Annotated in this window: 25 protein-coding genes and 1 tRNA gene; 6 read left to right on the forward strand and 20 right to left on the reverse strand. The window is 36.2% G+C overall.

Annotated features, from left to right (window positions below):
* Positions 1-75: 75 nt before the first annotated feature.
* The 8 genes from pstB to MHH42_RS21700 form a co-directional block, all read right to left on the reverse strand.
* On the reverse strand, positions 76-891 hold the full coding sequence (gene pstB, locus MHH42_RS21665; RefSeq protein WP_000226691.1) for a phosphate ABC transporter ATP-binding protein: 816 nt from the start codon (positions 889-891) through the stop codon (positions 76-78).
* A gap of 28 nt (positions 892-919) precedes the next feature.
* Positions 920-1,786, reverse strand: a complete 867-nt coding sequence (gene pstA, locus MHH42_RS21670; protein WP_001242538.1) for a phosphate ABC transporter permease PstA — start codon at positions 1,784-1,786, stop codon at positions 920-922.
* 1 nt (position 1,787) lies between these two features.
* On the reverse strand, positions 1,788-2,738 hold the full coding sequence (pstC, locus tag MHH42_RS21675) for a phosphate ABC transporter permease subunit PstC (RefSeq protein ID WP_000940899.1): 951 nt from the start codon (positions 2,736-2,738) through the stop codon (positions 1,788-1,790).
* Between the two features lie 27 nt (positions 2,739-2,765).
* Entirely contained in the window at positions 2,766-3,683 is a 918-nt protein-coding gene (locus MHH42_RS21680) for a PstS family phosphate ABC transporter substrate-binding protein (RefSeq protein WP_000871833.1), read from the reverse strand.
* 338 nt (positions 3,684-4,021) lie between these two features.
* Positions 4,022-6,160: a peptidoglycan D,D-transpeptidase FtsI family protein gene (locus MHH42_RS21685; RefSeq protein ID WP_000038999.1), complete on the reverse strand. Its 2,139-nt coding sequence runs from the start codon at positions 6,158-6,160 to the stop codon at positions 4,022-4,024.
* A gap of 109 nt (positions 6,161-6,269) precedes the next feature.
* Positions 6,270-7,547, reverse strand: coding sequence for an MFS transporter (locus MHH42_RS21690; RefSeq protein WP_070173780.1), 1,278 nt, complete (start codon positions 7,545-7,547; stop codon positions 6,270-6,272).
* Positions 7,548-7,664: 117 nt separating this feature from the next.
* Positions 7,665-8,276, reverse strand: coding sequence for a superoxide dismutase [Mn] (gene sodA, locus MHH42_RS21695; RefSeq protein WP_001052031.1), 612 nt, complete (start codon positions 8,274-8,276; stop codon positions 7,665-7,667).
* 224 nt (positions 8,277-8,500) lie between these two features.
* A tRNA-Ile gene (locus MHH42_RS21700) sits at positions 8,501-8,574 on the reverse strand.
* Between the two features lie 242 nt (positions 8,575-8,816).
* On the opposite strand from MHH42_RS21700, the gene yqgB reads away from it, so the two are divergent.
* The 3 genes from yqgB (at position 8,817) to ispG (ending at position 11,270) form a co-directional block, all read left to right on the forward strand.
* Positions 8,817-9,575 (forward strand): protein YqgB, encoded by a 759-nt coding sequence (yqgB, locus tag MHH42_RS21705; protein ID WP_000021677.1) that lies wholly within the window; start codon positions 8,817-8,819, stop codon positions 9,573-9,575.
* Positions 9,576-9,648: 73 nt separating this feature from the next.
* Positions 9,649-10,002, forward strand: a complete 354-nt coding sequence (locus tag MHH42_RS21710) for a hypothetical protein (RefSeq protein ID WP_000825413.1) — start codon at positions 9,649-9,651, stop codon at positions 10,000-10,002.
* Positions 10,003-10,166: 164 nt separating this feature from the next.
* A complete protein-coding gene (ispG, locus tag MHH42_RS21715) occupies positions 10,167-11,270 on the forward strand; it encodes a flavodoxin-dependent (E)-4-hydroxy-3-methylbut-2-enyl-diphosphate synthase (RefSeq protein ID WP_162861751.1) in 1,104 nt (367 codons plus the stop codon).
* Between the two features lie 80 nt (positions 11,271-11,350).
* Here the strand turns inward: ispG and MHH42_RS21720 are convergent, their stop codons facing one another.
* From MHH42_RS21720 to MHH42_RS21735, 4 genes are all read right to left on the reverse strand, one after another.
* A complete protein-coding gene (locus tag MHH42_RS21720; RefSeq protein ID WP_001054515.1) occupies positions 11,351-11,764 on the reverse strand; it encodes a Fur family transcriptional regulator in 414 nt (137 codons plus the stop codon).
* A gap of 13 nt (positions 11,765-11,777) precedes the next feature.
* Positions 11,778-12,611 (reverse strand): metal ABC transporter permease, encoded by an 834-nt coding sequence (locus tag MHH42_RS21725; protein WP_000613814.1) that lies wholly within the window; start codon positions 12,609-12,611, stop codon positions 11,778-11,780.
* Positions 12,611-13,381 (reverse strand): metal ABC transporter ATP-binding protein, encoded by a 771-nt coding sequence (locus tag MHH42_RS21730; protein WP_001059665.1) that lies wholly within the window; start codon positions 13,379-13,381, stop codon positions 12,611-12,613. Before MHH42_RS21730 ends, MHH42_RS21725 begins: the two co-directional genes overlap by 1 nt.
* A 180-nt stretch (positions 13,382-13,561) precedes the next feature.
* Positions 13,562-14,440 carry a YitT family protein gene (locus tag MHH42_RS21735; protein WP_000435959.1) on the reverse strand — a complete coding sequence of 293 codons (879 nt, stop codon included), beginning with the start codon at positions 14,438-14,440 and terminating at the stop codon, positions 13,562-13,564.
* Positions 14,441-14,589: 149 nt separating this feature from the next.
* Here MHH42_RS21735 and MHH42_RS21740 point away from each other — a divergent pair, with 149 nt between their 5' ends.
* Positions 14,590-14,844, forward strand: coding sequence for a DUF2624 domain-containing protein (locus MHH42_RS21740; protein ID WP_001048958.1), 255 nt, complete (start codon positions 14,590-14,592; stop codon positions 14,842-14,844).
* A gap of 19 nt (positions 14,845-14,863) precedes the next feature.
* Here MHH42_RS21740 and MHH42_RS21745 read toward each other — a convergent pair whose 3' ends face one another.
* Positions 14,864-15,760: a deoxyribonuclease IV gene (locus MHH42_RS21745; RefSeq protein ID WP_000912447.1), complete on the reverse strand. Its 897-nt coding sequence runs from the start codon at positions 15,758-15,760 to the stop codon at positions 14,864-14,866.
* Positions 15,761-15,992: 232 nt separating this feature from the next.
* A complete protein-coding gene (locus MHH42_RS21750; protein WP_000194009.1) occupies positions 15,993-17,303 on the reverse strand; it encodes a DEAD/DEAH box helicase in 1,311 nt (436 codons plus the stop codon).
* 180 nt (positions 17,304-17,483) lie between these two features.
* Here MHH42_RS21750 and vrrA point away from each other — a divergent pair, with 180 nt between their 5' ends.
* Together vrrA and MHH42_RS21760 are read left to right on the forward strand one after the other, a co-directional pair.
* Positions 17,484-18,230 (forward strand): VrrA/YqfQ family protein, encoded by a 747-nt coding sequence (vrrA, locus tag MHH42_RS21755; protein WP_340894096.1) that lies wholly within the window; start codon positions 17,484-17,486, stop codon positions 18,228-18,230.
* 89 nt (positions 18,231-18,319) lie between these two features.
* Positions 18,320-19,270 (forward strand): 4-hydroxy-3-methylbut-2-enyl diphosphate reductase, encoded by a 951-nt coding sequence (locus MHH42_RS21760; RefSeq protein WP_000706652.1) that lies wholly within the window; start codon positions 18,320-18,322, stop codon positions 19,268-19,270.
* A gap of 40 nt (positions 19,271-19,310) precedes the next feature.
* Here the strand turns inward: MHH42_RS21760 and MHH42_RS21765 are convergent, their stop codons facing one another.
* The 6 genes from MHH42_RS21765 to MHH42_RS21790 form a co-directional block, all read right to left on the reverse strand.
* The gene (locus MHH42_RS21765; RefSeq protein WP_097837416.1) at positions 19,311-20,432 is read right to left on the reverse strand and encodes a Nif3-like dinuclear metal center hexameric protein; all 1,122 of its coding nucleotides are present in this window, start codon (positions 20,430-20,432) and stop codon (positions 19,311-19,313) included.
* Positions 20,429-21,136: a tRNA (adenine(22)-N(1))-methyltransferase gene (locus MHH42_RS21770; protein WP_001006556.1), complete on the reverse strand. Its 708-nt coding sequence runs from the start codon at positions 21,134-21,136 to the stop codon at positions 20,429-20,431. Before MHH42_RS21770 ends, MHH42_RS21765 begins: the two co-directional genes overlap by 4 nt.
* A 165-nt stretch (positions 21,137-21,301) precedes the next feature.
* The gene (gene cccA / locus MHH42_RS21775; protein WP_000828150.1) at positions 21,302-21,658 is read right to left on the reverse strand and encodes a cytochrome c550; all 357 of its coding nucleotides are present in this window, start codon (positions 21,656-21,658) and stop codon (positions 21,302-21,304) included.
* A gap of 385 nt (positions 21,659-22,043) precedes the next feature.
* Entirely contained in the window at positions 22,044-23,171 is a 1,128-nt protein-coding gene (gene rpoD, locus MHH42_RS21780; protein ID WP_000764067.1) for an RNA polymerase sigma factor RpoD, read from the reverse strand.
* Between the two features lie 59 nt (positions 23,172-23,230).
* On the reverse strand, positions 23,231-25,027 hold the full coding sequence (gene dnaG, locus MHH42_RS21785) for a DNA primase (RefSeq protein ID WP_000528230.1): 1,797 nt from the start codon (positions 25,025-25,027) through the stop codon (positions 23,231-23,233).
* Positions 25,028-25,280: 253 nt separating this feature from the next.
* On the reverse strand, positions 25,281-25,520 hold the full coding sequence (locus tag MHH42_RS21790; RefSeq protein WP_002039621.1) for a DUF188 domain-containing protein: 240 nt from the start codon (positions 25,518-25,520) through the stop codon (positions 25,281-25,283).
* Between the last annotated feature and the right edge of the window lie 129 nt (positions 25,521-25,649).

Raw genomic sequence — 25,649 nt, forward strand, 5'->3', positions numbered from 1 at the left:
TCTCTATTAAAATGAGGTAAAAATAAGAAATGCCCTCTGTTAAGAGGGCATTTTCTCTTAGCCTTGCTAGCGATATCAACCGAATCGTCCTGTGATATAGTCTTCTGTACGCTTATCTGAAGGGGTTGTGAATAATTTATTTGTATCTGTATACTCCACAACTTCCCCACTTAAGAAGAAAGCTGTTTTATCTGAAATACGCGCTGCTTGTTGCATGTTATGCGTTACAATTACAATACTAAAGTCTTTCTTTAACTCTTGAATTAATTCTTCTACTTTTAACGTCGAAATTGGATCTAACGCCGATGTTGGTTCATCCATTAAAATAACGTCTGGTTCAATTGCTAAGCAACGTGCAATACATAAGCGTTGTTGCTGTCCACCAGATAAACCGTATGCGTTATCATGCAAACGATCTTTTAATTCATCCCAAATTGCTGCCCCGCGTAAACTTTTTTCAACAATTTCGTCCAACGTTTTTTTATCACGAACACCGTGGATTTTCGGTCCATATGCTACATTTTCATAAATAGATTTTGGAAATGGATTTGGCTTTTGGAACACCATTCCTACATGTGTGCGTAATTCTTCAACTGGATACGATTTATCAAATATATTACGTTCTCTATATTCAATCACGCCTGTAGTTCGAACGATCGGTACTAACTCTACCATACGATTTAATGTTTTTAAGTACGTTGATTTACCGCAACCACTTGGTCCAATAATTGCTGTAACTTCATTCTCATGAATACTTAAGTTAATATCCTTTAAAGCATGGTCTTCTCCATACCATAAATTTAGGTTTTTCGTATCAAATACTACTTTTTTTGGAGCAGTCTGGATTTTCTCTTCGTTTTTCACCTGTACATTTACTACTGTTGCTACCATTTGAATTCCCCTTTCATCCACTTCCAACTTATTTTCGATTCCGTAACCATAAGACAAATATATTGATAAAGAGTAACAGACCTAGCAAAACAATCATCCCAGCTGCTGCTACATACTGAAATTCTTCTTGTGGTCTACTCATCCAATTAAAAATTTGAATTGGTAAAACTGTAAATCTATCAAACATACTAAATGGAACATAATTTGCAAACGCTAATGCTCCGATTACTAACAACGGTGCCGCTTCTCCAATTGCTCTTGATACCGCTAACGTACAACCCGTTATAATTCCTGGGAAAGCTACCGGCAATACAATTTGATACATCGTTTGCCACTTCGTAGCACCTAATCCGTAAGAAGCCTCTAATAATGAACTTGGTACAGATCGTATCGCTTCTTGACTAGCTACAACAACTGTCGGTAAGACGAGCAAACTCATCGTCAGCGCCGCTGCAACAATACTCTCGCCTAAATGAAGAGCATATACAAAAATAGTTAAGCCAAGTAATCCAAATACAACGGAAGGTACTCCTGCTAACGTTTGATTATTAATTTCTATTACCTTTTTAAATATAGATTCCTTCGCATATTGCTCTAAATAAAGGGCAGTCCCGACTCCAAATATAAACGAGACCGGTATAACAATACTCATAAATAATATTGTCCCCGACAAAGCTGCAGCAATCCCGGCTTCTTTCGGATTACGTGAAGCGAAGTTTGTAAAGAAATCTATTGAAAGATAGCTTAACCCTTTTTCAAAAATTTGAAAAAGCAAAATAAGCAAAATTACGATTGAAAACAAAATTGCTATATAAAATAACAATTTGTAAATTCGATCTTTAAAAAAACGTGATGCCATATTTTCTTGTATTTTTTTATGATTCAACATTCGCATATTATGTCACCCTCCTAAAACGGCGCACAATATACTGCGAAATGATGTTCATTATAAAAGTAAACAAGAATAACGTTGCGCCTACGGCATACATACTGTAATAAGCAATCGTTCCATGCGGAGCATCGCCTAAACTCACTTGCACAATATAGGCTGTTAACGTTTGAATAGAGTGCGTCGGATCCAGCGATACATTCGGTGTGGATCCCGCTGCAATTACAACTATCATTGTTTCACCGATTGCCCTAGAAGCCGCTAATATAATCGCTGCCATAATTCCTGTAAAAGCTGCGGGAAACACTACTTGTTTTACCATCTCAAACCGAGTCGCACCGAGCGCTAACGAGGCTTCTTTCGTTCCTTTCGCCACAGCTCTCATCGAGTCTTCAGATAAAGATGCAACTGTAGGTATCATCATAAATCCAATCACGATTCCTGGACTAATTGCATTAAAAAACTGTAAATCCGGTATCATTCGTTGTAAAAGTGGCGTGACAACTGTTAATGCAAAAAAACCATATACAATTGTCGGGATACCTGCTAATAGTTCTAACATCGGCTTTAATATTTTTCGCGCACCGTTTGAAGCGTATTCGCTCAAAAATACAGCACACGCTAAACCGATAGGAATTGCTACAAACATGGCGATTGCTGTTACAAGGACTGTTCCACATATAAGTGGTAATATACCGAATTTAGGATCTTCAAAAAACGGTAACCATTCTTTCTCCGTCAAAAAGGAGTATAATGATATTTTTTGAAAAAACATCATTGTTTCATTTGCCAACGTAAAAATAATTCCAATTGTCGTCACAATAGACACACTAGCAATTATTTTTAATAATAATGGAACTATTTGATTGATTCGTTGCGTTTTTTTTCTTTGTTTTGTATTTCTTTCAATCAAATGTTGTACAGAAAATGTAATTTGACTTTTGTCATTATGAGCCAAAGATGAAAACCCCTTTCCACCCTGACATTACCTTTTGATTTCTGTTAACATTCGCAGCTGTTCATTATATTTTTCTTTTCGTAATTTTACATATCCAACCTCTTCAGCGAGGTTACCAACATGTTTGATCATAAACTCAACATAATTTGCTACATTTATTTTTTGTCGGATAGATGCATCATTCACATAAGTAAATAACGATCTAGATAACGGCTTATAATCACCTGATTGAATAGTCTCTTTCGTCGGAAATACACCGTTCACTTTTATCGCTTTCACCCTATCTCGATTGGCCATATAATAAGCATATCCTACAAAAGCAATGGCATTTTTATCATGCATTACTCCTTGCATAATAACTTGATCATCTTCAGACAAAGAGACTTTTTTTACAATGCGACGATTTTGTAAGATGACATTTTGAAAATAATCATAAGTACCAGAGTCTACACCTGGTGCATAAAACTTCACTTGTGCACGTGGCCATGTTGAATGAACTTGCGACCATCGCTTCTCTCTTCCATCTTCACTCCATAAGAGACGTAACTCGTCTACTGTCATATTGTCTACCCAAGTATTGTGACGATTTACAACAATCGTAAGACCATCATAAGCAACCTCAAAGGGTGTAAACTGAATGGAGTTATTCTTCATTTCATTTTCTTCCACTTGTTTCATTACTCTCGAAGCATTATTTATATCCACTTCTCCTTTACTGAAACGATTAAATCCTCCTCCAGTTCCAGAAACACTAATAGAAATTTTCACGTTTGGATGCTCCTTTGTATATTCCTCCGCTACTGCTTCTATAATAGGAAAAACCGTTGAGGATCCATCAACTCTCACTTCTCCCATTTCGTTCACAGCAAATGCAGTAGATATGCCAAAACAAAGGAACCATGTCGATAATATAAAAACTTTAATCGATGCACTCATCCATTTCACGTGTTCTTCCTCCTAGAAGTAACCGGAAATAACAGGATTACAGATATAAGAATACTGCTAAACTATTAATTCGGTTTTAATTGTTTGTAAAAGTTTTGTAAAGTTCCACAGGAATCAACATAAGATAAAACTTTAATCAGTAGCCGCTATTCATTTCCACTGATAATTAATTAGTCCATAAGACAGTTATCCCCCTATACACAATATAAAATTATCATTTGTGAGACCGCGTGCTTTTTCCAATATTTTATACTTGTCCACATTTATTACACGATATGCATAAACCATAAAAAAAAGCACACTATCTTTTCAGATAGTGTGCTTTTTTTACAACTTTTTTATTCCTCATCTTGATCTTCTTTTTCATTTTTATTATCTTTTGCATCTTTTGGAGCTTCACCATTTATTTCTTGGTTTTTCAAATCAAAGTAAGCATCCATAATTTCACGACTAATATATCCATTAATACCAGTCTTATCATCATGTACCCACGGAACAACAACAGAAAATGCTACTTCAGGGTCTTCAAGTGGCGCATAACCTACTAATGTTAAGTTATAAACTTGAACACGCTCACCTTTTGCATTTCTACCAATCTCTTTATCTCCGCCATACACAGTTTGGGCTGTACCGGTTTTCCCTGCAGCTTTATATTTTGCACCTGTAAAGTATTTTGTAGCTGTACCACCCGAATCGTTAAATACTTGTCTGAATCCTTCTTGAACACGTTTAATTTGTGATTCAGGCATATCAATACGATTTAGCACTTTCGGTTCCATCGAATGAACAACTTTTCCAACTTCCTCCGGTTTCACTGCCGGTTGACGAATCTCTTTCACAACTTGCGGCTGCATACGATATCCACCATTGGCAATTGTTGAAATATACTGAGCTAATTGAAGTGGTGTATACGTATCATATTGACCGATTGCATAATCAAGTAAAAACCCTGGGATATTGTCTGTTCTACCCATCTGACCAGCAGATTCATTCGGTAAATCAATTCCTGTTTTTACACCTAATCCAAACTGCCCGAAATAGTAACGCATCGTATCAAATGATTTTTGTTTTATATCTAACGTACCACCTCTCACATATGGAACATTAGCAATATTCATCGCTGTTTTAAACATATATACGTTAGAAGACATTTTTAACGCTGTAAGATCATTAATATATCCCATTGTTTTCCAAGATGATTTCGTCGGTGTACCTTTTAATTTGATTGGTTCATCTAACTGTACCGATCCTGGTTGAATTGCACCTGTTTGATACCCTGTCAGAATCGTTGCACCTTTTACTGTTGAACCTACAGGATACGAGCTTGTCATCGTACCTAAAGCGAAATCTTTCACATCAGTTTTTCCTTCATCATTCGTAACAAGCTGTTTTCCAGCCATAGATAACACTTCACCGTTTTTCGGATTCGTCATAACAACGAAAGCACGATCTAAAAGAGGTTCCGCTCCTTTAAATCTCATTAAGTTTTTCGCAAGAATATCTTCCACACGCTTTTGTAATTCCATATCAATTGTTAAGTTCAGGTCATTACCGCTTTGTCCTTGCGATACATTAATCGTTTCCAAAATATTACCATTTTTATCTGTAATATTTTTCACTTCTGCTTTCGTACCGTGCAGGCTATCTTCATATTGCTGTTCAAGATAACTTTTCCCTACTCGGTCATTTCGATTATAATCACGAACAAGATAGTAATCTAGTCTTTCTCTCGGTAAACCTTCATCCGCCGTCGACACCCCACCAAGAACACTTCGGAATAAATCATCATACGTATATTTTCGATCCCAATCAACATTCGTATCTACACCTGGTAATGTTGCTAGGCTCTCGCTAATAATCGCATATTCTTTTTCTGTAGCATCTTTTTTAATAACTTGAGGTGTCATTGCATATCCGCCGTCCATCTTACTTTTAATCGCTAGTATTTCTAAATCTTTTGCGGATAATTGATTAATCTCTTCTTCTGTCACACGACTTCGTTGACGCTCGTCTAATTCTTTATCGTCAATTTTGTTATCTTTCAATTCTTGACGATCTTTACTCGTAATTTTTGTTTTCGCTTCCTCTTTATGCATCGCAATCCAATAATCTTTTTTATCTCGATCTGTTAATTTATCTGTCGGTACTTCAATCAACTCTGCTAATTTTTTCGCTGTTTCTAAGCGATCTTCTGCAGTTGATCCTTTCATTTTTGTAAATGTAATAGTACGAACAGCTGTATTATCTACTACAGGTCGCCCATAGCGGTCAAAGATTTTCCCGCGCGGTACAGGATTACTTATCGTTGAATTCTCTTTCTTCTCTACTTCATTCTTATATTCCTCACCACGAACAATTTGTACATATCCGAGCCTTACAATAACCGCGGAGAACATTAAAAATACGCAAAAAAACAGCACGTTTAATCGAAAAGGAACGTGAGTTTTTTTCTTTTGTTGTTTCTGCTTCTTGCTCATACAAACCCCCTCTACCAACAGCTATGTAATGTGAAAGGGACACCTTCATACAGGTGTCCTCACTGCTGTCTTACATCTTTTTCTATTTTAGCATAAAACAAACGATAAGTTAACCTTCTGGTTCAGTTTGATTCTGAGTAGTTTCTTGCGCTACAACGCTGGTTTTCCCCACATTTCCCTCATCATATTTGACATTTTTAACTGCAAAATAAATAAGAAAATGTCCAGCACCTAAAATACATAGTAAGAAAGGTAAACTTTTTTCAGGCGGAAAGAATAACACAGCACATAAAAAACTTAAAACCGAACAAATCCTTCCAGCATTTAACCATAATTCCCGGACAACTACATACTCTACACGCCACTCTCTCGCATTTTTCGCTCTACCAATTACGTCATATGTCATTGACCCGTACGGAACGAGTAAAATAGGGTATGCGATCGCGATACATGCTGCATAAATAAGTAATTTTGTGTATGTAACATTGAATATAACTAAAAATACGACCGCATATAAAATAATGCCTCCAAGCAAAATCGCTTTTTTTCGCCACTCTTTCTTTAACATACGAGCAACTAAGTAGTAACATACAAATGATACAGCGGAGTTGACTAAGCTATATTTCCCTAATGCGAGCTCACTATCGGTTGCTAAGTACACATATACTGAAATAACAAAAATAAATGTTCCCTCTCTCAACCCTTGGAAAAAATGAGCACGTGTAATTCTCCCCCAATTTTTATCAATCCGTCGCTCTTTCAATACTTTTGTCATTTCATAACGCCCTTCACATTCTCTCTTAGATAAAAAAAAGCTTAAAACGACAGCAATTGCAAATAGCACTAATGAAAGAAAGAATATGACAGTATAACCACTCCATTTTGCCATACGTGAAATTGTGTATCCTGCCGCTATCGGTCCAATCATTCCAGAGAAGGATGTAAGAAGTCCAAGAAACCCATTAAAGAAATCTCTTGTTTCTGGTTCTGTAATCTCAAATGTCAATAAGTTAAACGCGAGCCAATAAAAACCATATCCGACTCCTAAAAGAGCCCCCATTAATAAAATATAGTGAGAAGCGCTTTTTCCCGCTACTAAAACAACGATAAAAAAAATTGCTAACGTGCCTACGCCTATTCGTAACAAGATTGAGCGGTCAATACGTTTCGCTAATTTCCCACCTATAAGAAATGTGAGAGGCTGCAATACAACGCTGGCCAAATTATACAAGCCAAGATTCACATAATTTTGTGTTTGTTTCCATAAATAAATATTAACAAACGTATTCGATAAAGAAATTGCGAGCGTGTATAAACCTCCAATAAGGAGCAATAACACTAAATCCCGATTCACTTCAACGTCACCAATTATATGTTTCCACTTCATACACAACTCTCCTTTACTTCATGTTCTAGTCTTCCAAAGACAAGCCCAATTATGTAAAAGGAAAGCATAGAAAAAAGCTAGGAGCATTGTCCTAGCTTTTTTCTATAATTATTATAATTATTTTGCTTCTTGGTAACGTTTTTCAGCAGCGTTCCAATCTACAACGTTCCAGAATGCACCGATGTAGTCTGGACGACGGTTTTGGTAATTTAAGTAGTAAGCATGCTCCCAAACATCTAAACCGATAACTGGAGTTTTACCTTCAGTTAGAGGAGAATCTTGGTTTGGCGTGCTTGTTACTTCTAACTCACCATTGTTTACTACTAACCAAGCCCAACCAGAACCGAAGCGAGTTGCGCCAGCTTTTGCGAATTCTTCTTTGAATGCATCGAAGCTACCGAATTTCGCTTCAATCGCAGTTGCAAGTTCGCCTACTGGTTGTCCCCCGCCGTTTGGAGAAAGAATTGTCCAGAAGAATGTATGGTTAGCATGTCCACCACCATTGTTACGTACTGCTGTACGGATTGCTTCTGGTACTTCGTTTAAGTTTGCAACTAATTCTTCAACGCTTTTGTCAGCTAGTTCTGCATGACCTTCTAAAGCAGCGTTTAAGTTTGTAATGTACGTGTTGTGATGTTTTGTATGATGGATGTTCATTGTTTCTTTGTCAAAGTGAGGCTCTAAAGCATCATACGCATAAGGTAAGTTTGGTAATTCGTGTTTTGCCATTGTTATATTCCTCCCAGTTTATGTATTGCCACCATATGTGTGACATACAACTTCATTCTACCCTAATTGCCATAGGGTGCAAACAAATAAATCACATTGTCTTGCTATCATTAAAGTAGCAAAATTCCCACTTCTTTTCAATTAAAATGCTCATATATTCCGTAAAAAAAGCTTCCTTCTACAAGGAAGCTTCCTGCTGACATAATAAACATGTGAAATGGGTATGGACCCTGTAGGACTCGAACCTACGACCGGACGGTTATGAGCCGTCTGCTCTAACCAGCTGAGCTAAGGGTCCATAATTATGTATGTAATAACATATTAAACAATTGAATTCCTATCGGATATATCCTTTAAGAAATGTAAGATAAATTTACCATATAAAAAAGAAAAGTGTCAATTGTATTTTTCTCATTTAAAAGAAGAAAATTATTAAAAAGAAATTTAGTTATCTCCACTATATGTAAATATAATATATCTTGAGATTCTCTAGATTCCTACGTTACAATGACTTTATACATACATAAAGGAAGTGAATCTATGTCCATTTTTAAACAGCTAGCAAAAAGCGTATATTCGCCTAAAGATATTGCGCTTTTCCGTTTTCAAAAAATCGGTAAAACCATTTTGTATATTATGCTTCTTTGCTTAATCACTACTATTCCAAGAACTTTCTTGTACGGTAGCGTTATTCAAGACGGTGTTAATATGGTAAATAAAGTAATCGAAAAAGATTTACCTGATTTTAAAATTGAAAATGGCGAACTAACAGCAGATATTGATCAACCTATCGAAAAAGAAGATGGCAATGCCCTTTTCGTATTTGATCCAAATTCAACAGACTTAGAAAAATATCAAAATAAAACGGGTTTATTTGTTTTAAAAGATAAAGTAGTCTCCATGGGAAATGGTCAAACACAAACGTATTCCTATAACGACTTATTAGGTGCATCTCTTGAGAAAAAAGATTTACAAGACTTTATTTCTCTATTCGATAGTATCTATCCAATTTTATTATTTGTTATCGGATTTTTAGTGTACCTATTCCAATTATTCATTACTTTTGTAGGCGTGACTTTACTTGCGTTCATCGGTTCTGCTATGAGCGGACAACGTAAATTATCCTACAAACAAGTTTGGACATTAACTGCTTACAGTTACACAATTCCAACAATCTTCTTTATGATTATGGATTTATTTAAAATCGTCGTACCTGGTTCAACATTCATTTATATCGCAGTTGTTTTAATTGTTCTATACTTAACACTTAAAGAAGTTCCACAACCGAAAGAAAAATAAGAACGATAAAAAATGCCTAAATAGGCATTTTTTTTTTGGACAAGCATATATTCCTAGCAAAGGAGTGAAGAATATGAAGAGATTAGGTATATTCTTATTCGTGCTTGTTCTCGGTTATATATTTTATTACGATATAAAAATCGGTACTTTACCGATGTTAAGTTCATACAAAAAAACAACAGCTGCTCAAACTATAAAAAAAGAAGAAACAACTACAAAACAAAGCAAAAAGGAAGAAACAGATGTTACTTATAAAGCAATTGAAGTAAAAACTGGTGAGACCGTTCTTTCGATTACAGAACAAATTAATAAGAAAAAAATCCCTTCTATTGAAAAGGTAATTGATGACTTTAAACAATTAAATAAAAGTACATCTGCTACAAAAATTCAAATTGGAAAGACTTATAAATTCCCGTTATATCAATAAGCGATCACTTAATCCTTGTCAATTACATAAAGGCGCTGATACAATAGTAAAAGTGAAACCGAGCACTTCGGTTTCTATAGCCCTATATCACGTATACTATCATTGATATGAGGGACTAAATAAGAAACTTCTTTTATAAGGAGAGCGATCTATTCGTGAATGAAATGACTCATCGTACAAAAACACGTCCAGTTAAAGTCGGTAATTTAACAATTGGCGGTAATAATGAATTAATTATACAAAGTATGACAACAACAAAAACACATGATGTTGAAGCAACAGTTGCTGAAATTAAACGTTTAGAAGAAGCTGGTTGTCAGGTTGTTCGTGTTGCCGTTCCAGATGAACGCGCAGCAAATGCTATTGCTGATATTAAAAAACAAATCAACATTCCACTTGTTGCTGATATTCATTTTGATTATCGCCTTGCTTTAAAAGCAATTGAAGGTGGCATTGATAAAGTACGTATCAATCCAGGTAACATTGGTCGTCGCCATAAAGTAGAAGCTGTTGTAAATGCAGCAAAAGAGCGCGGCATTCCAATCCGTATCGGTGTAAACGCTGGTTCATTAGAGCGTCACATTTTAGAAAAGTACGGATACCCAACTGCAGATGGCATGGTTGAGAGCGCACTACATCACATTAAAATTTTAGAGGACTTAGATTTCCACGATATTATCGTATCTATGAAAGCCTCTGATGTTAATTTAGCAATTGAAGCATATGAAAAAGCTGCTCGCGCTTTTGATTATCCATTACATTTAGGTATTACAGAATCTGGCACATTGTTTGCTGGAACTGTAAAAAGTGCCGCTGGTCTTGGAGCAATTTTAAGTAAAGGCATCGGAAACACACTTCGTATTTCATTAAGTGCTGATCCAGTTGAAGAAGTAAAAGTTGCACGTGAACTATTAAAGTCATTCGGTCTTGCATCTAATGCAGCAACACTTATCTCTTGTCCAACTTGCGGTCGTATTGAAATTGATTTAATTAGCATCGCTAACGAAGTGGAAGAATATATTTCTACACTGCAAGTACCAATTAAAGTTGCAGTACTTGGTTGCGCTGTAAACGGCCCTGGTGAAGCTCGTGAAGCTGATATCGGTATTGCCGGTGCACGTGGAGAAGGATTATTATTCCGTAAAGGGCAAGTTGTTCGTAAAGTACCAGAAGAAACAATGGTAGAAGAACTGAAAAAAGAAATCGATGTAATTGCTGCTGAAATGGCTGCTGAAAGAGATAAAGAAAAAGAAACACAAGAACAATAAAAAGAAGGTTGCCCACAATATTTGTGAGCAACCTTCTTTTTTATGCAAAAAAGCTCGTCAGTTATATAACCGACGAGTTTTTATTTTGCACATTTTGGACAACGGCCGTATATTTCAAATTTATGCCCTGTTACTTCATAACCGTTAAAATCTTTATTCATAAAATCCATTGGACAGGAAGTAATCTCTTTCGTTCCCCCGCAATCTAAACAAATAAAATGATGATGATGTTCCATAATGGAACATGTAAAACGAAAATGTTTTTCACCATTTAATTCTGTTTGTTCTAAAACGCCGATTTCAGCAAAAACCGTTAAGTTACGATAAATCGTATCAAAACTAAGACCTGGATAATCATCCTTCATATGCTCTAAAACATCTTTTGCTGTTAAATAACGATTGTGAGCTGCAAATAATCTGAGCATCTCTTCCCTTTTCCCAGTATGTTTGTATCCTTTTTCTTTCATTAGGCGTAAAGCTTCTGTTAGATTCATACCTATCCCTACTTTATGCAGTTTTTTTCTTCTTCCATAAAATCGCACCGATTAAAATAAGAACTGCTATCATAACAATTGTACCACCTGGTGCTAGATCAAGTTGATACGAAGCAAACATTCCACCAATTACTGCAATTTCACCAAATAAAATGGAAAAGAAAATTGTTTGTTTAAATCCTTTAGCAATACGAATACTTGCTGCAACTGGTAACGTCATTAATGAGGATACGAGAAGAACACCTACTACACGCATTGATACTGCAATGACAAGAGCAACTAATATAATGAAGATAAAGTGAATCCATTTTGCCCTTAGACCAGTTGATACTGCGTATTCCTCATCAAATGATAATAAAAACAGCTCTTTATATAATAAAATAATTGTCGCAATAACAACAATTGCTACAATCCCAATAATAATTAAATCCGTACTCGTTACAGCACTTACACTACCAAATAAATAACTAAATAAGTCTGTGTTAAATCCATTTGCAAGTGAAATGAAAATAACTCCAATTCCCATTCCTGCTGAAAGAATAATCGGAATTGCTAATTCTTGATAATGCTTATATACAGTTCGTAACTTTTCAATTAGTAACGCTCCCCCAATCGAGAAAATCATCCCCATATATAGGGGATTTAAAAAGCCACCTGTAAAAATTGTTTTTTCAAGTAGTAAACTTGCTGCAATACCTGATAACGTCACGTGACTTAATGCATCTGCAATAAGAGATAAACGACGAATAACAACAAACACACCGATAAGCGGTGCAACAAGTCCAATTAAAATACCTGCATATAAAGAATTACGTAAAAAGTCATATTGTAAAAAATCTTGTATCATTATATCCTCCCGTGATGCTCATGCTCGTGTTTTAAACGATGGACATGATGTCCATATAAGACGGACATTTCTGCATCTTCTAACTCTCGGAACTCCTTTACATTCCCATGAAAATGTAAATGTTGGTTTAGACATGCAACATGTGTTACTTTCTCGGTAACAGCCCCCATATCATGAGTAACAAGAATCAATGTAATCCCAAGCCTTTTGTTTAAATCCTCTAATATCTCATAAAAACTTTCCACATTTTTCACATCAATCCCAACAGTAGGCTCGTCCAAAATAAGTAATTCAGGATCACTAACGAGCGCACGAGCAATAAATACACGTTGTTGTTGTCCACCAGAAAGCTCTCCAATATTGCGACCTTGAAATTCACTCATCCCTACATCAGCAATCGCCTTTTCTACCTTCGCCTTGTCGTCTTTCGTGAAAAAGCGAAAAAGACCTTTTTTCGAAACGAGCCCCATTGACACAACTTCAAAAACAGTTGCTGGAAAACCAGAGTTGAAACTATTTGCCTTTTGGGATACATAGCCAAGTTTGTTCCATTCTTTAAACTTCTTGCTATCAACACCAAACAAGCGAATACTCCCTTGTTTAGGCTTTAAAACGCCTAATAAACATTTTAGTAAAGTGGATTTCCCAGAACCATTTGGCCCAACTAAACCTAAAAAAGCTCCCTTCGGAACTTGCAAATTAATATTTTCTAACACATTTCGATCTTCATATCGAAACGTTAATCCTTCTATTTCCAATATATTATTCATAGCATCTCACCTATTTTAATTCAGAATGATTCCGATTTATATCTATTTGAATTATAGTACAGCTTATTATAGTTGTAAACCAATCTGCCTAAATTATATCTATTTTTTCAAGAAACCTTACTATTATAACAAAAAGCAGAGAAAAATTCTCTGCTTTCGAAAAATATTCCAAGTAACTTTTTAGTGGATAGCTGATTTAAACTTACCACCATTTGTTTCTTGTGTACTCATAATCGTAACAAATGCATTTTCATCAATTTCATGCACAATTGATTTTAACTTCGTCACTTCCAAACGCGTTACAACTGCATAAATAACTTCTTTTTCTTTATCCGTGTAACCACCTTTGGCTACAAGCTTTGTAGTTCCACGACCGAGACGATGCAAAATGGCATTTGATACTTCCTCATACTGATCTGATACAATTAAAACTGCTTTCGTTTCATCTAAACCTTGAATTACCGTATCAATTGTTTTGAATGCAATATAGTACGTCATAACAGAATACATAGCTTGTTCGACACCAAATACAAATGCTGCCCATGCAAAAACAAATAAGTTCACAAACATTACGAATTCACCAACAGAAAACGGTAATTTCTTCGTTAATAAAATCCCCATAATTTCTGTTCCGTCCATTGATCCGCCATGACGAATAACAAGTCCTACACCAAGCCCCAAAATAAGGCCACCAAAAACTGTTGCTAAAATGGGCTCAGTTGTAAATGGTGGAACAGCATGTAATGTCGATTCAATAAATGCTAAAGCTACAATCCCAAATGCTGAGGATAACATAAATGTTTTTCCGATTTGCTTATACCCAGAGTACATAAACGGAATGTTGAGGATAACAACTAAAGTAGAAAAACTTAACCACCAAATATTAGGAGTAAGATAATCTAATATAAGAGAAATACCAATAATTCCACCATCAATAATTTTATTTGGCATTAAGAATAATTCAATCGCTACCGCCGCGCACGCTGCCCCAAAAATAATCATTACTAAACGATAAATGAGATGGATAACGCTTTCTTTTCGATGTTGCTTTTGTTCCATAAGTCCTCCTTATATTCTTTTTCTGTAGTTTTGTCCTTACATTATAACATACGCTTCTTTTCCTCATGAAAAAAGAAACTCTATAAGAATATGTACAAGCTACGCACTCATATATTTCGATAGAAGAACGTATGAAGGAGGATAACTCGATGAATCTCATTAAACAAATTGTGAATAAAAAATTAAATCATATTTCTACAAAAGAGTTATTGAAATATAGTAAAGAATATGAAGTTTCAATTACAACTGCACAAGCTGATCAAATTGTTTTACTTATGAAAGGAAAGAATATTAACATTTATGATAATAATGAGCGACTAGAACTCTTAAAACAAATCGCAAAAGTAACTTCCCCTGCTACCGCGCAACAAGTAAACACTTTATTTCAGCAACTACTAAAATAAGGAGGGGATACCCCCCTCCTTATTGCGCTTTAATTTTTTCAAGAATCCCCTCATCAAAAGTACCGTTTTTCAGCATTTCGATTTCTAATTTATATGGTGGCTTCTTATCTTTTTTATCTTCACCTACATATGGTGTTTCAAGAATTTTTGGCACGTTCATTAACTGCGGATGATGTACAATATGATGCAATGCTTTATAACCGATATGACCAAAACCGATATTTTCGTGACGGTCCTTTCCGGCCCCACGCACATTTTTACTATCATTAATATGAAGCACTTGTAATCGATCTACACCAACAATCTTGTCAAATTCGTTCAATACACCGTCAAAATCATTTACAATATCATAACCCGCATCATGCGTATGACACGTATCAAAACATACAGATAGCTTTTCATTATATTTTACACCATCAATAATCTTTGCAATTTCCTCAAAGCTACGACCACACTCTGTTCCTTTTCCAGCCATCGTCTCTAGCGCAATGTTAACCGTCTGTTCAGGCGTTATTACTTCATTAAGCCCTTTAATAATTTGTTGAATACCTGCATCTGCTCCAGCACCAACGTGCGCTCCTGGGTGAAGAACAATTTGTTTCGCAACACCTAATGCCGCTGTTCTTTCAATTTCCATGCGCAGGAAGTCTACACCTAATTGGAATGTTTCTGGCTTCGTCGTATTACCAACGTTAATAATATATGGTGCATGGACGATAATTTCCTCAATACCATTCAGTTCCATATGTTTACGTCCTGCTTCTATGTTCAATTCTTCAATTGGTTTTCTTCGTGTATTTTGCGGTGCACCTGTATAAATCATAAACGTCGTTGCACCGTATGAAACAGCCTCTTCACTTGCTGCTAATAACATTTTCTTACCACTCATTGAGACATGAGATCCAATCTTTAACATACAATCACCTCTTCAATATACAATAGTTATAATGATAGCATAATTTGTAGAAATATGTAGTGAATTGTTTGTTCACAAAAAACGCACTACACAAATTTATATGACTATTTAAACAGACTATACTCTTCATTTAAATGAACTGGATTAAGTGAAGCTTTAATCCATATTTTTCTACCCATATTGATTACGACTCTCACAAATAGCTGGATAAAAAAAAGATAAGGGAAATCCCTTATCTTTTTTTATTGCTATATTTTTTCTTCACTTTGTCACGTTCTGTTGCAAGTTTTCGCTTATAGTTTGGTTTTACTTTTTTCGGCTTTTTAACAACTTTTGTTGCCATAACATCTAGTCCATCATTTGGTTTTTTACGACTCTTACGACGACGACGGTCACCTAAATCCGCCCACTCATCTCCGCGTAAATCTACATGCTTAAATTCGATATGACGTTGTTTTTCCAAACTATCTAACGCTTCTTCATTTGCTGGATCATAAATTGTCACTGCAATCCCTGAATGACCCGCACGTGCAGTTCTTCCAACGCGGTGAACGAAGAAATCTAAATCTGATGGAAGTTCATAGTTAATAACATGGCTAATTCCTTCAATATCAATACCGCGTGCCGCTAAATCTGTTGCGACAATGTATTGGAACTCTAAATCACGAACTTGTTTCATCATTTTTTTACGATCACGTGGTGATAAATCACCGTGTATACGCCCTACTTTTAACCCACGTTCAGCTAATCCATCGGCTACTTCATCAGCCTTCTTCTTCGTGTTTGTAAACACAATTGCTAAGTACGGTTTAAATTGAAGTAGCATATTTTTCACTAATTCAATTTTATTACGGTGTCTTGAAGGCACAAGGTAATGCTCAATATTTCCTGCTGCAACTTGTTTCGGATTAATATGAATATGTTCTGGATTCTCCATATATTTCTTCAAAAATGGTTTTAATTTTTGAGGAATTGTTGCAGAGAAAACTAGCATTTGCAAGTTTTTAGGCATACGTGCTGCAATTTTATCTACATCTTGAATGAATCCCATATCAAGCATTAAATCCGCTTCATCGACAATAATAGTATCCGCTTTATAAACAAATAGCGCCTTTTCTTCTACTAAGTCTTTAATACGTCCTGGTGTTCCAACTACAATATGTGGTTGTTTTTTCAACTTTTCAATCGATCGTTGTTTATCAGTTCCACCAATTAAACAACGTGCTGTAATCATTTGATCTTCTGCACAGAACTTTGTTAATTTCACGATTTCTTCGTAAATTTGTTGTGCTAACTCACGAGTAGGAGCTGTAATAACAAGCTGTACTTCTTCACGACTTGGATTAATTCTGTTTAATGTAGGAAGTAAGTATGCATGTGTTTTCCCAGAACCTGTTTGGGATTGTCCAATTACACTTACACCTTTTTTCACGACCGGGAAAATTTTCTGTTGAATTCCTGTCGGCTCTGTAAAGCGTAGTTCACGAATTGCATCTATTAAAAATGGTTTAAAATCATACTGTGTAAAAGTTTGTTGTGTCATAAGTTACACCTTCTTTCTAAATTTCTACTGCGCGCACAAATCAGTCAAGTCTACATTATATCGAAATCTACAAGTAAAATCCATCTTTAGTTTAGGTTTTTACTTCAAAAACTAACCTTCTTCACTCTTATTGCATATTGTATGTGTATATACCTAACTGAAGAAAGGAGGATTTCTCACATGTTTCCAAAATCTCCCGTAAGGCAAATGTATCCGAATCCAGGCCAACAACCTTATACACCATACCCCATTCCACAACTACCACCGATGGCACAAAAAAAGAAAGGGTTCCTTGCTAAACTCTTTAAAAAACACGATCCAACCGAACCTTTCATGCAAATGGTTCCGCCTTATCGACAAATAGAAGGACAGCCGCCAATGATGCACCAACAACAGCCACCCCAATATCAACAGCAATATCAACAGCAACAGCAATATCAACAGCAATACCAACAACAATACCCGCATCAATACTCACAGCAATATCAACCATACATGCAGCAGTATCCAGAGCAAATGATTCCCCCTCAAATGTATGAATCAAACGAAACGCGCGGCGGTGCAGCCACTACAGCAGCATCTAGCAGCGGCATCGGCAGTTTTTTTTCGAATTTAATTTCGAATCCAACTAATATGATAAACAATATCGAAAAAGTATCACAAGTCGTTCAATCTGTAAGCCCTGTCGTCGAACAGTACGGTCCCATTATGCGTAACCTACCAAGCATTGTTAAAATCCTCACCTCTGGAAAAAGTACGGAAGAAGATCAAACTGAAGATCTAACAGAAAAGGTTGAGGTAGCAACTCCCCCTCCTCCACAAAAAAAAAGAAAAAGAAAAAAAATAGTGATTGAGCCAGCCATAGAAACAGAAGTACGAGAGGAGCCTGTTCAAAAAATAGCAACAAAACCCAAACTATATGTGTAACAATCCTTTGTTTTCTATCCTCTCCTCCTTTATAATGTAAAGGACTATGCACAAAAGTATCCCTTGTTTAGAAGGAGAGGATTACTCATATGAAAATTGTTAAAATTTCCCCTCGTGGTTATTGCTACGGTGTTGTCGATGCAATGGTAATTGCACGTAACGCTGCATTAGATAAATCATTACCGAGACCTATTTATATTTTAGGTATGATTGTTCACAATAAACATGTTACAGACGCTTTTGAAGAAGATGGAATCATTACGTTAGACGGACCAAGTCGCTTAGATATTTTAGATCAAATCGATTCTGGTACTGTTATATTTACTGCTCACGGTGTTTCTCCTGAAGTTAAACAACGTGCAAAAGAAAAAGGTTTAACGACAATCGATGCAACTTGTCCAGATGTTACAAAAACACATGACCTTATTGAAGCAAAAAAAGCTGAAGGATATCATGTCATTTATATCGGCAAAAAAAACCATCCAGAACCAGAAGGCGCGGTTGGTATTGCACCTGATATCGTTCACCTTATCGAAAGAGCGGATGATTTAGAAACATTAGAAATCCCAACGGATAAAATTTTAGTTACGAATCAAACAACGATGAGTCAATGGGATGTTCAACATTTAATGGAGGACATTCAGAAAAAATTTCCAACAGCAGAATTCCATAAGGAAATTTGTTTAGCAACTCAAGTTCGTCAAGAAGCTGTAGCTAAACAAGCGGATGTTGCAGATTTAACAATCGTTGTTGGTGATCCAAAAAGTAACAATTCGAATCGCTTAGCGCAAGTATCACAAGAAATTGCTGGTACGAAAGCTTACCGTGTTGCGGATGTAAGTGAAATTCAATTAGAATGGCTACAAGGTGTAGAAAACGTAGCTGTTACAGCAGGTGCTTCTACTCCAACACCAATTACAAAAGAGGTTATCGCTTTCTTAGATCAATATGACCCAATGAATCCGGCTACGTGGGAAAGAATTCGAAAAGTACCACTTCAAAAAATCTTACCTCGTGTAAAAGTGAAAAAAGAACAATAATAAAAACCGTTGCCTACATGAGCAACGGTTTTTATTTTTCTTATACAAATGTGAATGGATCTGTATGTAACTGCGAAGCATGAATTTGTACATTGAATTTTTTCGCATCTACTTTTTCTTGCAGTTGCTTTTGCACACCTTGCTTCATTACCTTTTCAACGTTATGTCCTGGATCAACTATATTTAAACCGAGCATCATCGCATCATGAGCGACATGATAATACATGTCACCTGTTACATATACATCTGCCCCTTTAAATTTCGCTTGGTTTATATATTTATTACCATCCCCACCAAGTACAGCAACTTTACGCACTTTATCACCTAACTTGCCGACAACTCTTGCGCCCTTCACGTCTAATGATTGTTTCACATGTTCAGCAAACTGTCCAAGTGTCATTTCTTCTTGTAAATAGCCTATTTTTCCAAGCCCTAACGTTTCACTTTTATTATCAAGAGGATATACATCATATGCCACTTCTTCGTATGGATGAGCTGCCAACATCTCTTTCATAACTTTTCTTTGTAGTGAAGCTGGAATTATCGTTTCGATACGTACCTCTTCCACACGTTCTAACCGCCCAGTTTCCCCGATATAAGGATTTGTTCCCTCCTGAGGTACAAACGCGCCTGCTCCCTCACTACTGAACGTACAGTGGCTATAATTGCCGATATGACCCGCACCTGCGTCTCCTAATGCTTTACGAACCTCTTCTGCATGAGTTACTGGCACAAACACAACAATTTTTTTCATTTCTTCTGCGTATGTTGGAGCTAATACTTCTGTATTTTGTAATCCTAACGCATCAGCGAGTAAATCGTTTACTCCACCTTTAGCAACGTCTACATTTGTATGAGCGGCATAAACGGCAATATCATTCTTAATACACTTTTCAATAATTTTCCCATACGCTTTCTCTGTATGAATCGCTTTTAACGGATTAAAAATTAAAGGGTGATGCGCAATAATGACATTCGCTCCTAATTGAATTGCTTCATCTACAACCTCCTCCGTTACATCTAAAGCAATCAATACGTGCTGCACGGGTTTATTAAGCGCCCCGATCTGCAGGCCAATCTTATCCCCTTCCATCGCTAAATGCTTCGGGTACATACTTTCAAATAAAGAAATAACCTCATGGCCATTTGGAATTTTACTCATGATAAAATCTCCCCTATCATTTTCATTTTCGCTTCTACTTCTACACGTTTCGTTTTTGTCTCTTCAGAATCTGCTGCACGTTCTAATTGTTTTAAGATATTTTGGAAGTTTTTCAATTCTCCTTCCCACTTTTCAACAAAAGCCTCACCTTTTTCTTTTATTAAAAATGGACCCATAAATAATTCAGCTTGTTTATTATCCGAGTAAGGTGCTGCAATATTTCCTCGTTCCCCAACTAAAATTTCGTAAATTTTCCCGTCTTCTTTTACGATTTTCTCACGGATAAGCTCCCAGCCATTTTCAATAAACCATTCACGTATGTGATGTGCTGCAATGTTCGGCTGTAAAATTAAACGTGTTACACCTTCTAACTTTTCTTTACCACTTTCTAAAATGTCACGAATTAGTGCTCCACCCATACCAGCAACTGTAATTACATCTACTTCCCCTGGTGTAATTACTTCTAATCCATTCCCTTTACGAACGTCCACTTTATCTTGTAAGCCACTTTCAGCTACAGTTGCTTGCGCAGAACGAAACGGCCCATCTACAACTTCTCCTGCAACTGCTTTTGTAGCAATATTATTTATAATTGTATAACACGGTAAATACGCATGATCCGATCCAATATCAGCTACTGTAGATCCTACTGGAATCTCGCGCACAACTTCTTCTAATCGTTTTGAAAGCTTTACTTCATTCATGTATTTCCATTACTCCTTCTCTTGTCAGTCTGTCTCCATGATAATGAATTTATAGTAGTTGTTGCAAGCCCATAACAACAATTCCATTCTCTATTACTCATCGTATTTTAGAAAGTATAGAAAAACAAGCCTTTTGCAAAAGCAAAAGGCTTGTTTTATGGAACCTTATTTTTTCTTAGATAGCCAATCAGCTACTTTAGCCGCTTGATCAGCTGGTACTAAATTGGCCGGCATGTTACCTTTTCCTTTCGAAAGAATTTCTTTAATTTCATCCTTTGAAAGTTTTCCACCAATTTTTTGTAAATTAGGCCCTACCGCCCCTTGTAACTGATCACCATGACAGCTCGTACAGCTTTGCTTCACAATATCCTCTGGCTTTGATGCTGTTTGCGCTGGCTTCCCGCCATTTTTTGTATCAGCTAACTCTTTAGATTTATTTAGCCCCTGAAATGAAAATACAAACATAACGATAATACCTAATGCTGCAATAAGAGCGAACGGAATCAGCGGATTACGTTTCATATCTCTTCTCCCCCCTCTATACCCCTAAATAGTTAGATGATTCAGTCATTTCCATTGTACTTGAAAACGCTCTATCCGAAAAGAGTAAACTATCACTTGTTGAAAATATTCCATAAATTCAGTTTATTGTTTTTTATTGTTATATCGCTTATTATTTCGATAATTATTAACGTTTCTCATCATATTTTTCGCTTTTCTACATATTTTTTTGTATAGAATAAACAAAATTAATCGAAAAATCGAAAAATGAGCATTTGCAAATCAAAAGACAATTCTGTAAAATAAATTACAAGAAATTGTAATCGTTGCCGATAGCTAAATTTTAACAAAAATTAACAAAACAAAAAAGTTTACTTCACAAAAGTGAAGTAAACTTAAAGTTAGCCTATTCTAAGAAATCCTTAAGACGCTTACTACGACTTGGATGTCTTAATTTGCGAAGTGCTTTCGCTTCAATTTGACGGATACGTTCTCTCGTTACGCCGAATACTTTCCCAACTTCTTCAAGCGTACGAGTTCGTCCATCATCTAAACCGAAACGAAGACGTAGAACATTTTCTTCACGATCTGTTAGTGTATCTAACACATCTTCTAATTGTTCTTTTAGCAATTCATACGCTGCATGGTCCGCAGGCGATGTTGCTTCTTGGTCTTCAATAAAGTCACCTAAATGGGAGTCGTCTTCTTCACCAATTGGTGTTTCAAGAGAAACTGGCTCCTGTGCAATTTTTAAGATTTCGCGTACTTTTTCTGGCGCAAGATCCATTTCTTCACCAATCTCTTCAGGAGATGGTTCGCGTCCTAAATCTTGTAACAATTGACGTTGTACACGAATTAACTTATTAATCGTTTCAACCATATGAACTGGAATACGAATTGTTCGCGCTTGGTCTGCAATCGCACGTGTAATTGCTTGGCGAATCCACCAAGTTGCATACGTACTAAATTTGAAACCTTTACGATAATCGAACTTTTCAACCGCTTTAATTAGACCCATATTTCCTTCTTGGATTAAGTCTAAGAAAAGCATACCACGGCCCACGTAACGCTTTGCAATACTTACTACAAGACGTAAGTTCGCTTCCGCAAGACGGCGTTTTGCTTCTTCATCGCCTTCTTCAATACGCGTCGCAAGTCGAATTTCTTCTTCAGCGGATAGTAAGTCAACGCGACCAATTTCTTTTAAGTACATACGAACAGGATCATTGATTTTCACACCTGGTGGCACACTTAAATCATTAAGGTCGAATTCTTCTTCCGTTTTTGTAATTTGGCGATTATTAGGACCTTCTTCGTTGTCGTTATCGCCAACTAGGTCAATCCCTTGTTCACCTAAATATTCATAGTATTCATCCATTTGATCGGATTCAATTTCAAATCCATTCATGCGTTCTGCGATCTCTTCATATGTAAGAACGCCACGTTTTTTTCCGACCTCAGTGAGTTGTTCTTTCACTTGCTCAAGGGTCATTTCAGTTTCAATTTGTTTAGAACGAGCTGGTTTGTCAGCCATCTGTTCCCCTCCTTACGCGAGATACAAACATTCATTATACTAAATCTTTACCAAAAAAGCTATTTTCTCGCTTTTTGATTTTGTAAATATGCTACATAATATTTAGCAGCCTCTACAGGATCTGTTTTTTCCATCTGTTTTACTTTAAAGATGATTTCCATCTTTACAAGTTTTTCCTTATGACGTCTAAGCGTCTCTAAATGGCCTTGTAACACTTCTTCTGTGTATTCTGGATTAATAAATTCATCCGTCGAAATATCAGTGATAATGTTTTTCAACTTTTCATCAGAGAGCCAACTTAAAAATGTTCCGACTGAAGGTTCATTTCCCTTTTCATAATATGCGTATAGTTCATATAAAATCCCTTTATGTTCTTCTGTATGAAAATCTTCTATATGGGATTCCATGCGAACGGCTACTTCTGCACTTTGCAACATATGATAAATAATTTCTCTTTCTGCCCTTTCAAAACCTGTTAACTTCGGTTTTGTTTGAACAACTTGAGACGGCTTAGAAACCTGCTTTATTTGTTTTTGCTGTACCTTTTGTTCTTTGCGATATTGGTGCAATTGATTCAAAAGTGTTTCCATTGAATAAGAAAACTCTTGCGATAACGACTTCAAATATGATTCTGCCTGCATCGCGTCTTGTAACAACGACAACTCTTTTAAAACACTTTTCACATATTCTTCTTTGCCAGACTCATCTTGCAAATTTTTCCCTAAACGCAAATAATTTATTTTAAAACCAACAAAACTTATACTTGATTTCACAAGATTTTCAAAAGCGGTTGTCCCATATTGTTGCACATATTCATCAGGATCAAGCTTATCTGGCAAGGATGTGACTTTCACTTGGCAACCAACTTTTAACAGTAATTGCCCTGCTTTCATCGTCGCTTCTCGTCCTGCTTTATCACCATCATAGCAAAGAACAACAGTTTCAACGTTACGTCGCAGAAGTTTTGCTTGTTCTTCAGTTAAAGCTGTTCCCATTGTCGCAACAGCTTCTTCCACACCACTCTTTACCGCAGCTAGTACATCGGCATACCCTTCAAAAAGGACTACTTGCCCACGCTTTCTAATAAACGGCCTTGCTTGGTGGAAGTTATACAACAATTTACTTTTGTGAAAAATCGGTGTTTCAGGGCTATTTAAATATTTCGGAGTGTCATCTCCTAAAGCCCTTCCACTAAACGCTATCACCTTACCTTGTAACGTATGGATTGGAAACATAACTCTTCCACGGAAGCGATCATAATGACTACCATCCTTCTCACTTCTTATTAGAAGACCGGCTTGTTCCATACTAGACAGCGATAAACCTCTTTTTTGTAAAATTTTCGTTGCAGCATCCCAAGCAAGTGATGCATAACCAATTTCAAACTTCTCAATCATCTCTTTCGTAATACCACGGTTTAATAAATATGAAAGTGCTTCATTTCCCTCTTCCGTATTTACTAATAAATGATGATAATACTTTTTCAAAAGTTCGTGAGCCTGTTGCATGATGACAGTGTCATCAGATATGTCTTCTTGTTGTACTTGCCCTGATGTATACTCTGCAACCGCAATTCCATTTCTTTCACCTAACTTTTGAACAGCCTCGGTAAAAGCAAGTCCTTCCATTTTCATTAGAAAGGAAAATACATTTCCACCTTCTCCACATCCGAAGCAATGAAAAATTTGCTTATCAGATGAAACAGAGAATGAAGGAGAATTCTCACCATGAAATGGACAAAGGCCGAAATAGTTACGTCCCTGCTTTCTAAGTTGAACGTATTCACCAATCACTTCTACAATATCGGATGACGTCCGAATCTGTTCAACAACTTCTTCGGGAATTCTGTTGCCCATAACTCCATCTCCGTGTCGTATTTTGTATTCGATATAAATTAAAAAATTCCTTTATAATTCGACAATATTTTTTCTAAACTTGTTAGAAAGTATTGTCGATCACATTGTGTAAACGACTTCGGACCTCTTATATAGGCCCTTTGTCTGCGTAACTTCGCAGATACATACTACTATATAAAATTGTATTCATATGCTCATCTATTACAAATGCACCTCTTGAAGACAATACATATACACCTTTTTTACAAGAAGACTAGCAAGCCTCATATACTGTATGATCATGAGATCTGTTACCTTTGCAAGTTGATAGATATAAATCAACTTCATCTTGTCCAGAATCTACATAAATCCAATTGCCTTGCTGTTTTCTTGAACGATGAGTATACGATGCGACAAACACAATTTCGACATGAAATTCAGTTCCAACTTGCACAATCTCATCCTTCACGGGATATGCATCTGCATCAACTAATACGTTATTGATGTTTTGCATATTTCTGTATTCTACATCCCTTCTGTGAATCCTTCCATAATGTGCGTTTTCTTGTATAGATTTTGTCGATTTAATGTAATTACATGTCTTTTTTGTAAATCCTATCCCTAGTTTATTCTGAAAAATTAA

The organism is Bacillus sp. FSL L8-0099 (genome assembly GCF_038006385.1).
GTDB lineage: Bacteria > Bacillota > Bacilli > Bacillales > Bacillaceae_G > Bacillus_A > Bacillus_A toyonensis.

What these genes read in the sequence shown, in the direction of transcription:
- MHH42_RS21770 (WP_001006556.1), bottom strand. Translation starts at nt 21,136, where the DNA reads ATGAATGAAGTAAAGCTTTCAAAACGATTAGAAGAAGTTGTGCGCGAG.
- pstA (WP_001242538.1), bottom strand. Translation starts at nt 1,786, where the DNA reads ATGCGAATGTTGAATCATAAAAAAATACAAGAAAATATGGCATCACGT.
- sodA (WP_001052031.1), bottom strand. Translation starts at nt 8,276, where the DNA reads ATGGCAAAACACGAATTACCAAACTTACCTTATGCGTATGATGCTTTA.
- MHH42_RS21735 (WP_000435959.1), bottom strand. Translation starts at nt 14,440, where the DNA reads ATGGAACAAAAGCAACATCGAAAAGAAAGCGTTATCCATCTCATTTAT.
- MHH42_RS21690 (WP_070173780.1), bottom strand. Translation starts at nt 7,547, where the DNA reads ATGAAGTGGAAACATATAATTGGTGACGTTGAAGTGAATCGGGATTTA.
- dnaG (WP_000528230.1), bottom strand. Translation starts at nt 25,027, where the DNA reads ATGGGCAACAGAATTCCCGAAGAAGTTGTTGAACAGATTCGGACGTCA.
- MHH42_RS21745 (WP_000912447.1), bottom strand. Translation starts at nt 15,760, where the DNA reads ATGTTAAAGATTGGATCTCATGTCTCAATGAGTGGTAAGAAAATGTTA.
- MHH42_RS21760 (WP_000706652.1), top strand. Translation starts at nt 18,320, where the DNA reads ATGAAAATTGTTAAAATTTCCCCTCGTGGTTATTGCTACGGTGTTGTC.
- MHH42_RS21725 (WP_000613814.1), bottom strand. Translation starts at nt 12,611, where the DNA reads ATGATACAAGATTTTTTACAATATGACTTTTTACGTAATTCTTTATAT.
- rpoD (WP_000764067.1), bottom strand. Translation starts at nt 23,171, where the DNA reads ATGGCTGACAAACCAGCTCGTTCTAAACAAATTGAAACTGAAATGACC.
- MHH42_RS21750 (WP_000194009.1), bottom strand. Translation starts at nt 17,303, where the DNA reads ATGACACAACAAACTTTTACACAGTATGATTTTAAACCATTTTTAATA.
- cccA (WP_000828150.1), bottom strand. Translation starts at nt 21,658, where the DNA reads ATGAAACGTAATCCGCTGATTCCGTTCGCTCTTATTGCAGCATTAGGT.
- MHH42_RS21765 (WP_097837416.1), bottom strand. Translation starts at nt 20,432, where the DNA reads ATGAGTAAAATTCCAAATGGCCATGAGGTTATTTCTTTATTTGAAAGT.
- vrrA (WP_340894096.1), top strand. Translation starts at nt 17,484, where the DNA reads ATGTTTCCAAAATCTCCCGTAAGGCAAATGTATCCGAATCCAGGCCAA.
- MHH42_RS21710 (WP_000825413.1), top strand. Translation starts at nt 9,649, where the DNA reads ATGAAGAGATTAGGTATATTCTTATTCGTGCTTGTTCTCGGTTATATA.
- ispG (WP_162861751.1), top strand. Translation starts at nt 10,167, where the DNA reads ATGACTCATCGTACAAAAACACGTCCAGTTAAAGTCGGTAATTTAACA.
- MHH42_RS21720 (WP_001054515.1), bottom strand. Translation starts at nt 11,764, where the DNA reads ATGAATCTAACAGAAGCTTTACGCCTAATGAAAGAAAAAGGATACAAA.
- MHH42_RS21730 (WP_001059665.1), bottom strand. Translation starts at nt 13,381, where the DNA reads ATGAATAATATATTGGAAATAGAAGGATTAACGTTTCGATATGAAGAT.
- yqgB (WP_000021677.1), top strand. Translation starts at nt 8,817, where the DNA reads ATGTCCATTTTTAAACAGCTAGCAAAAAGCGTATATTCGCCTAAAGAT.
- MHH42_RS21790 (WP_002039621.1), bottom strand. Translation starts at nt 25,520, where the DNA reads ATGCAAAACATCAATAACGTATTAGTTGATGCAGATGCATATCCCGTG.
- pstB (WP_000226691.1), bottom strand. Translation starts at nt 891, where the DNA reads ATGGTAGCAACAGTAGTAAATGTACAGGTGAAAAACGAAGAGAAAATC.
- MHH42_RS21685 (WP_000038999.1), bottom strand. Translation starts at nt 6,160, where the DNA reads ATGAGCAAGAAGCAGAAACAACAAAAGAAAAAAACTCACGTTCCTTTT.
- MHH42_RS21740 (WP_001048958.1), top strand. Translation starts at nt 14,590, where the DNA reads ATGAATCTCATTAAACAAATTGTGAATAAAAAATTAAATCATATTTCT.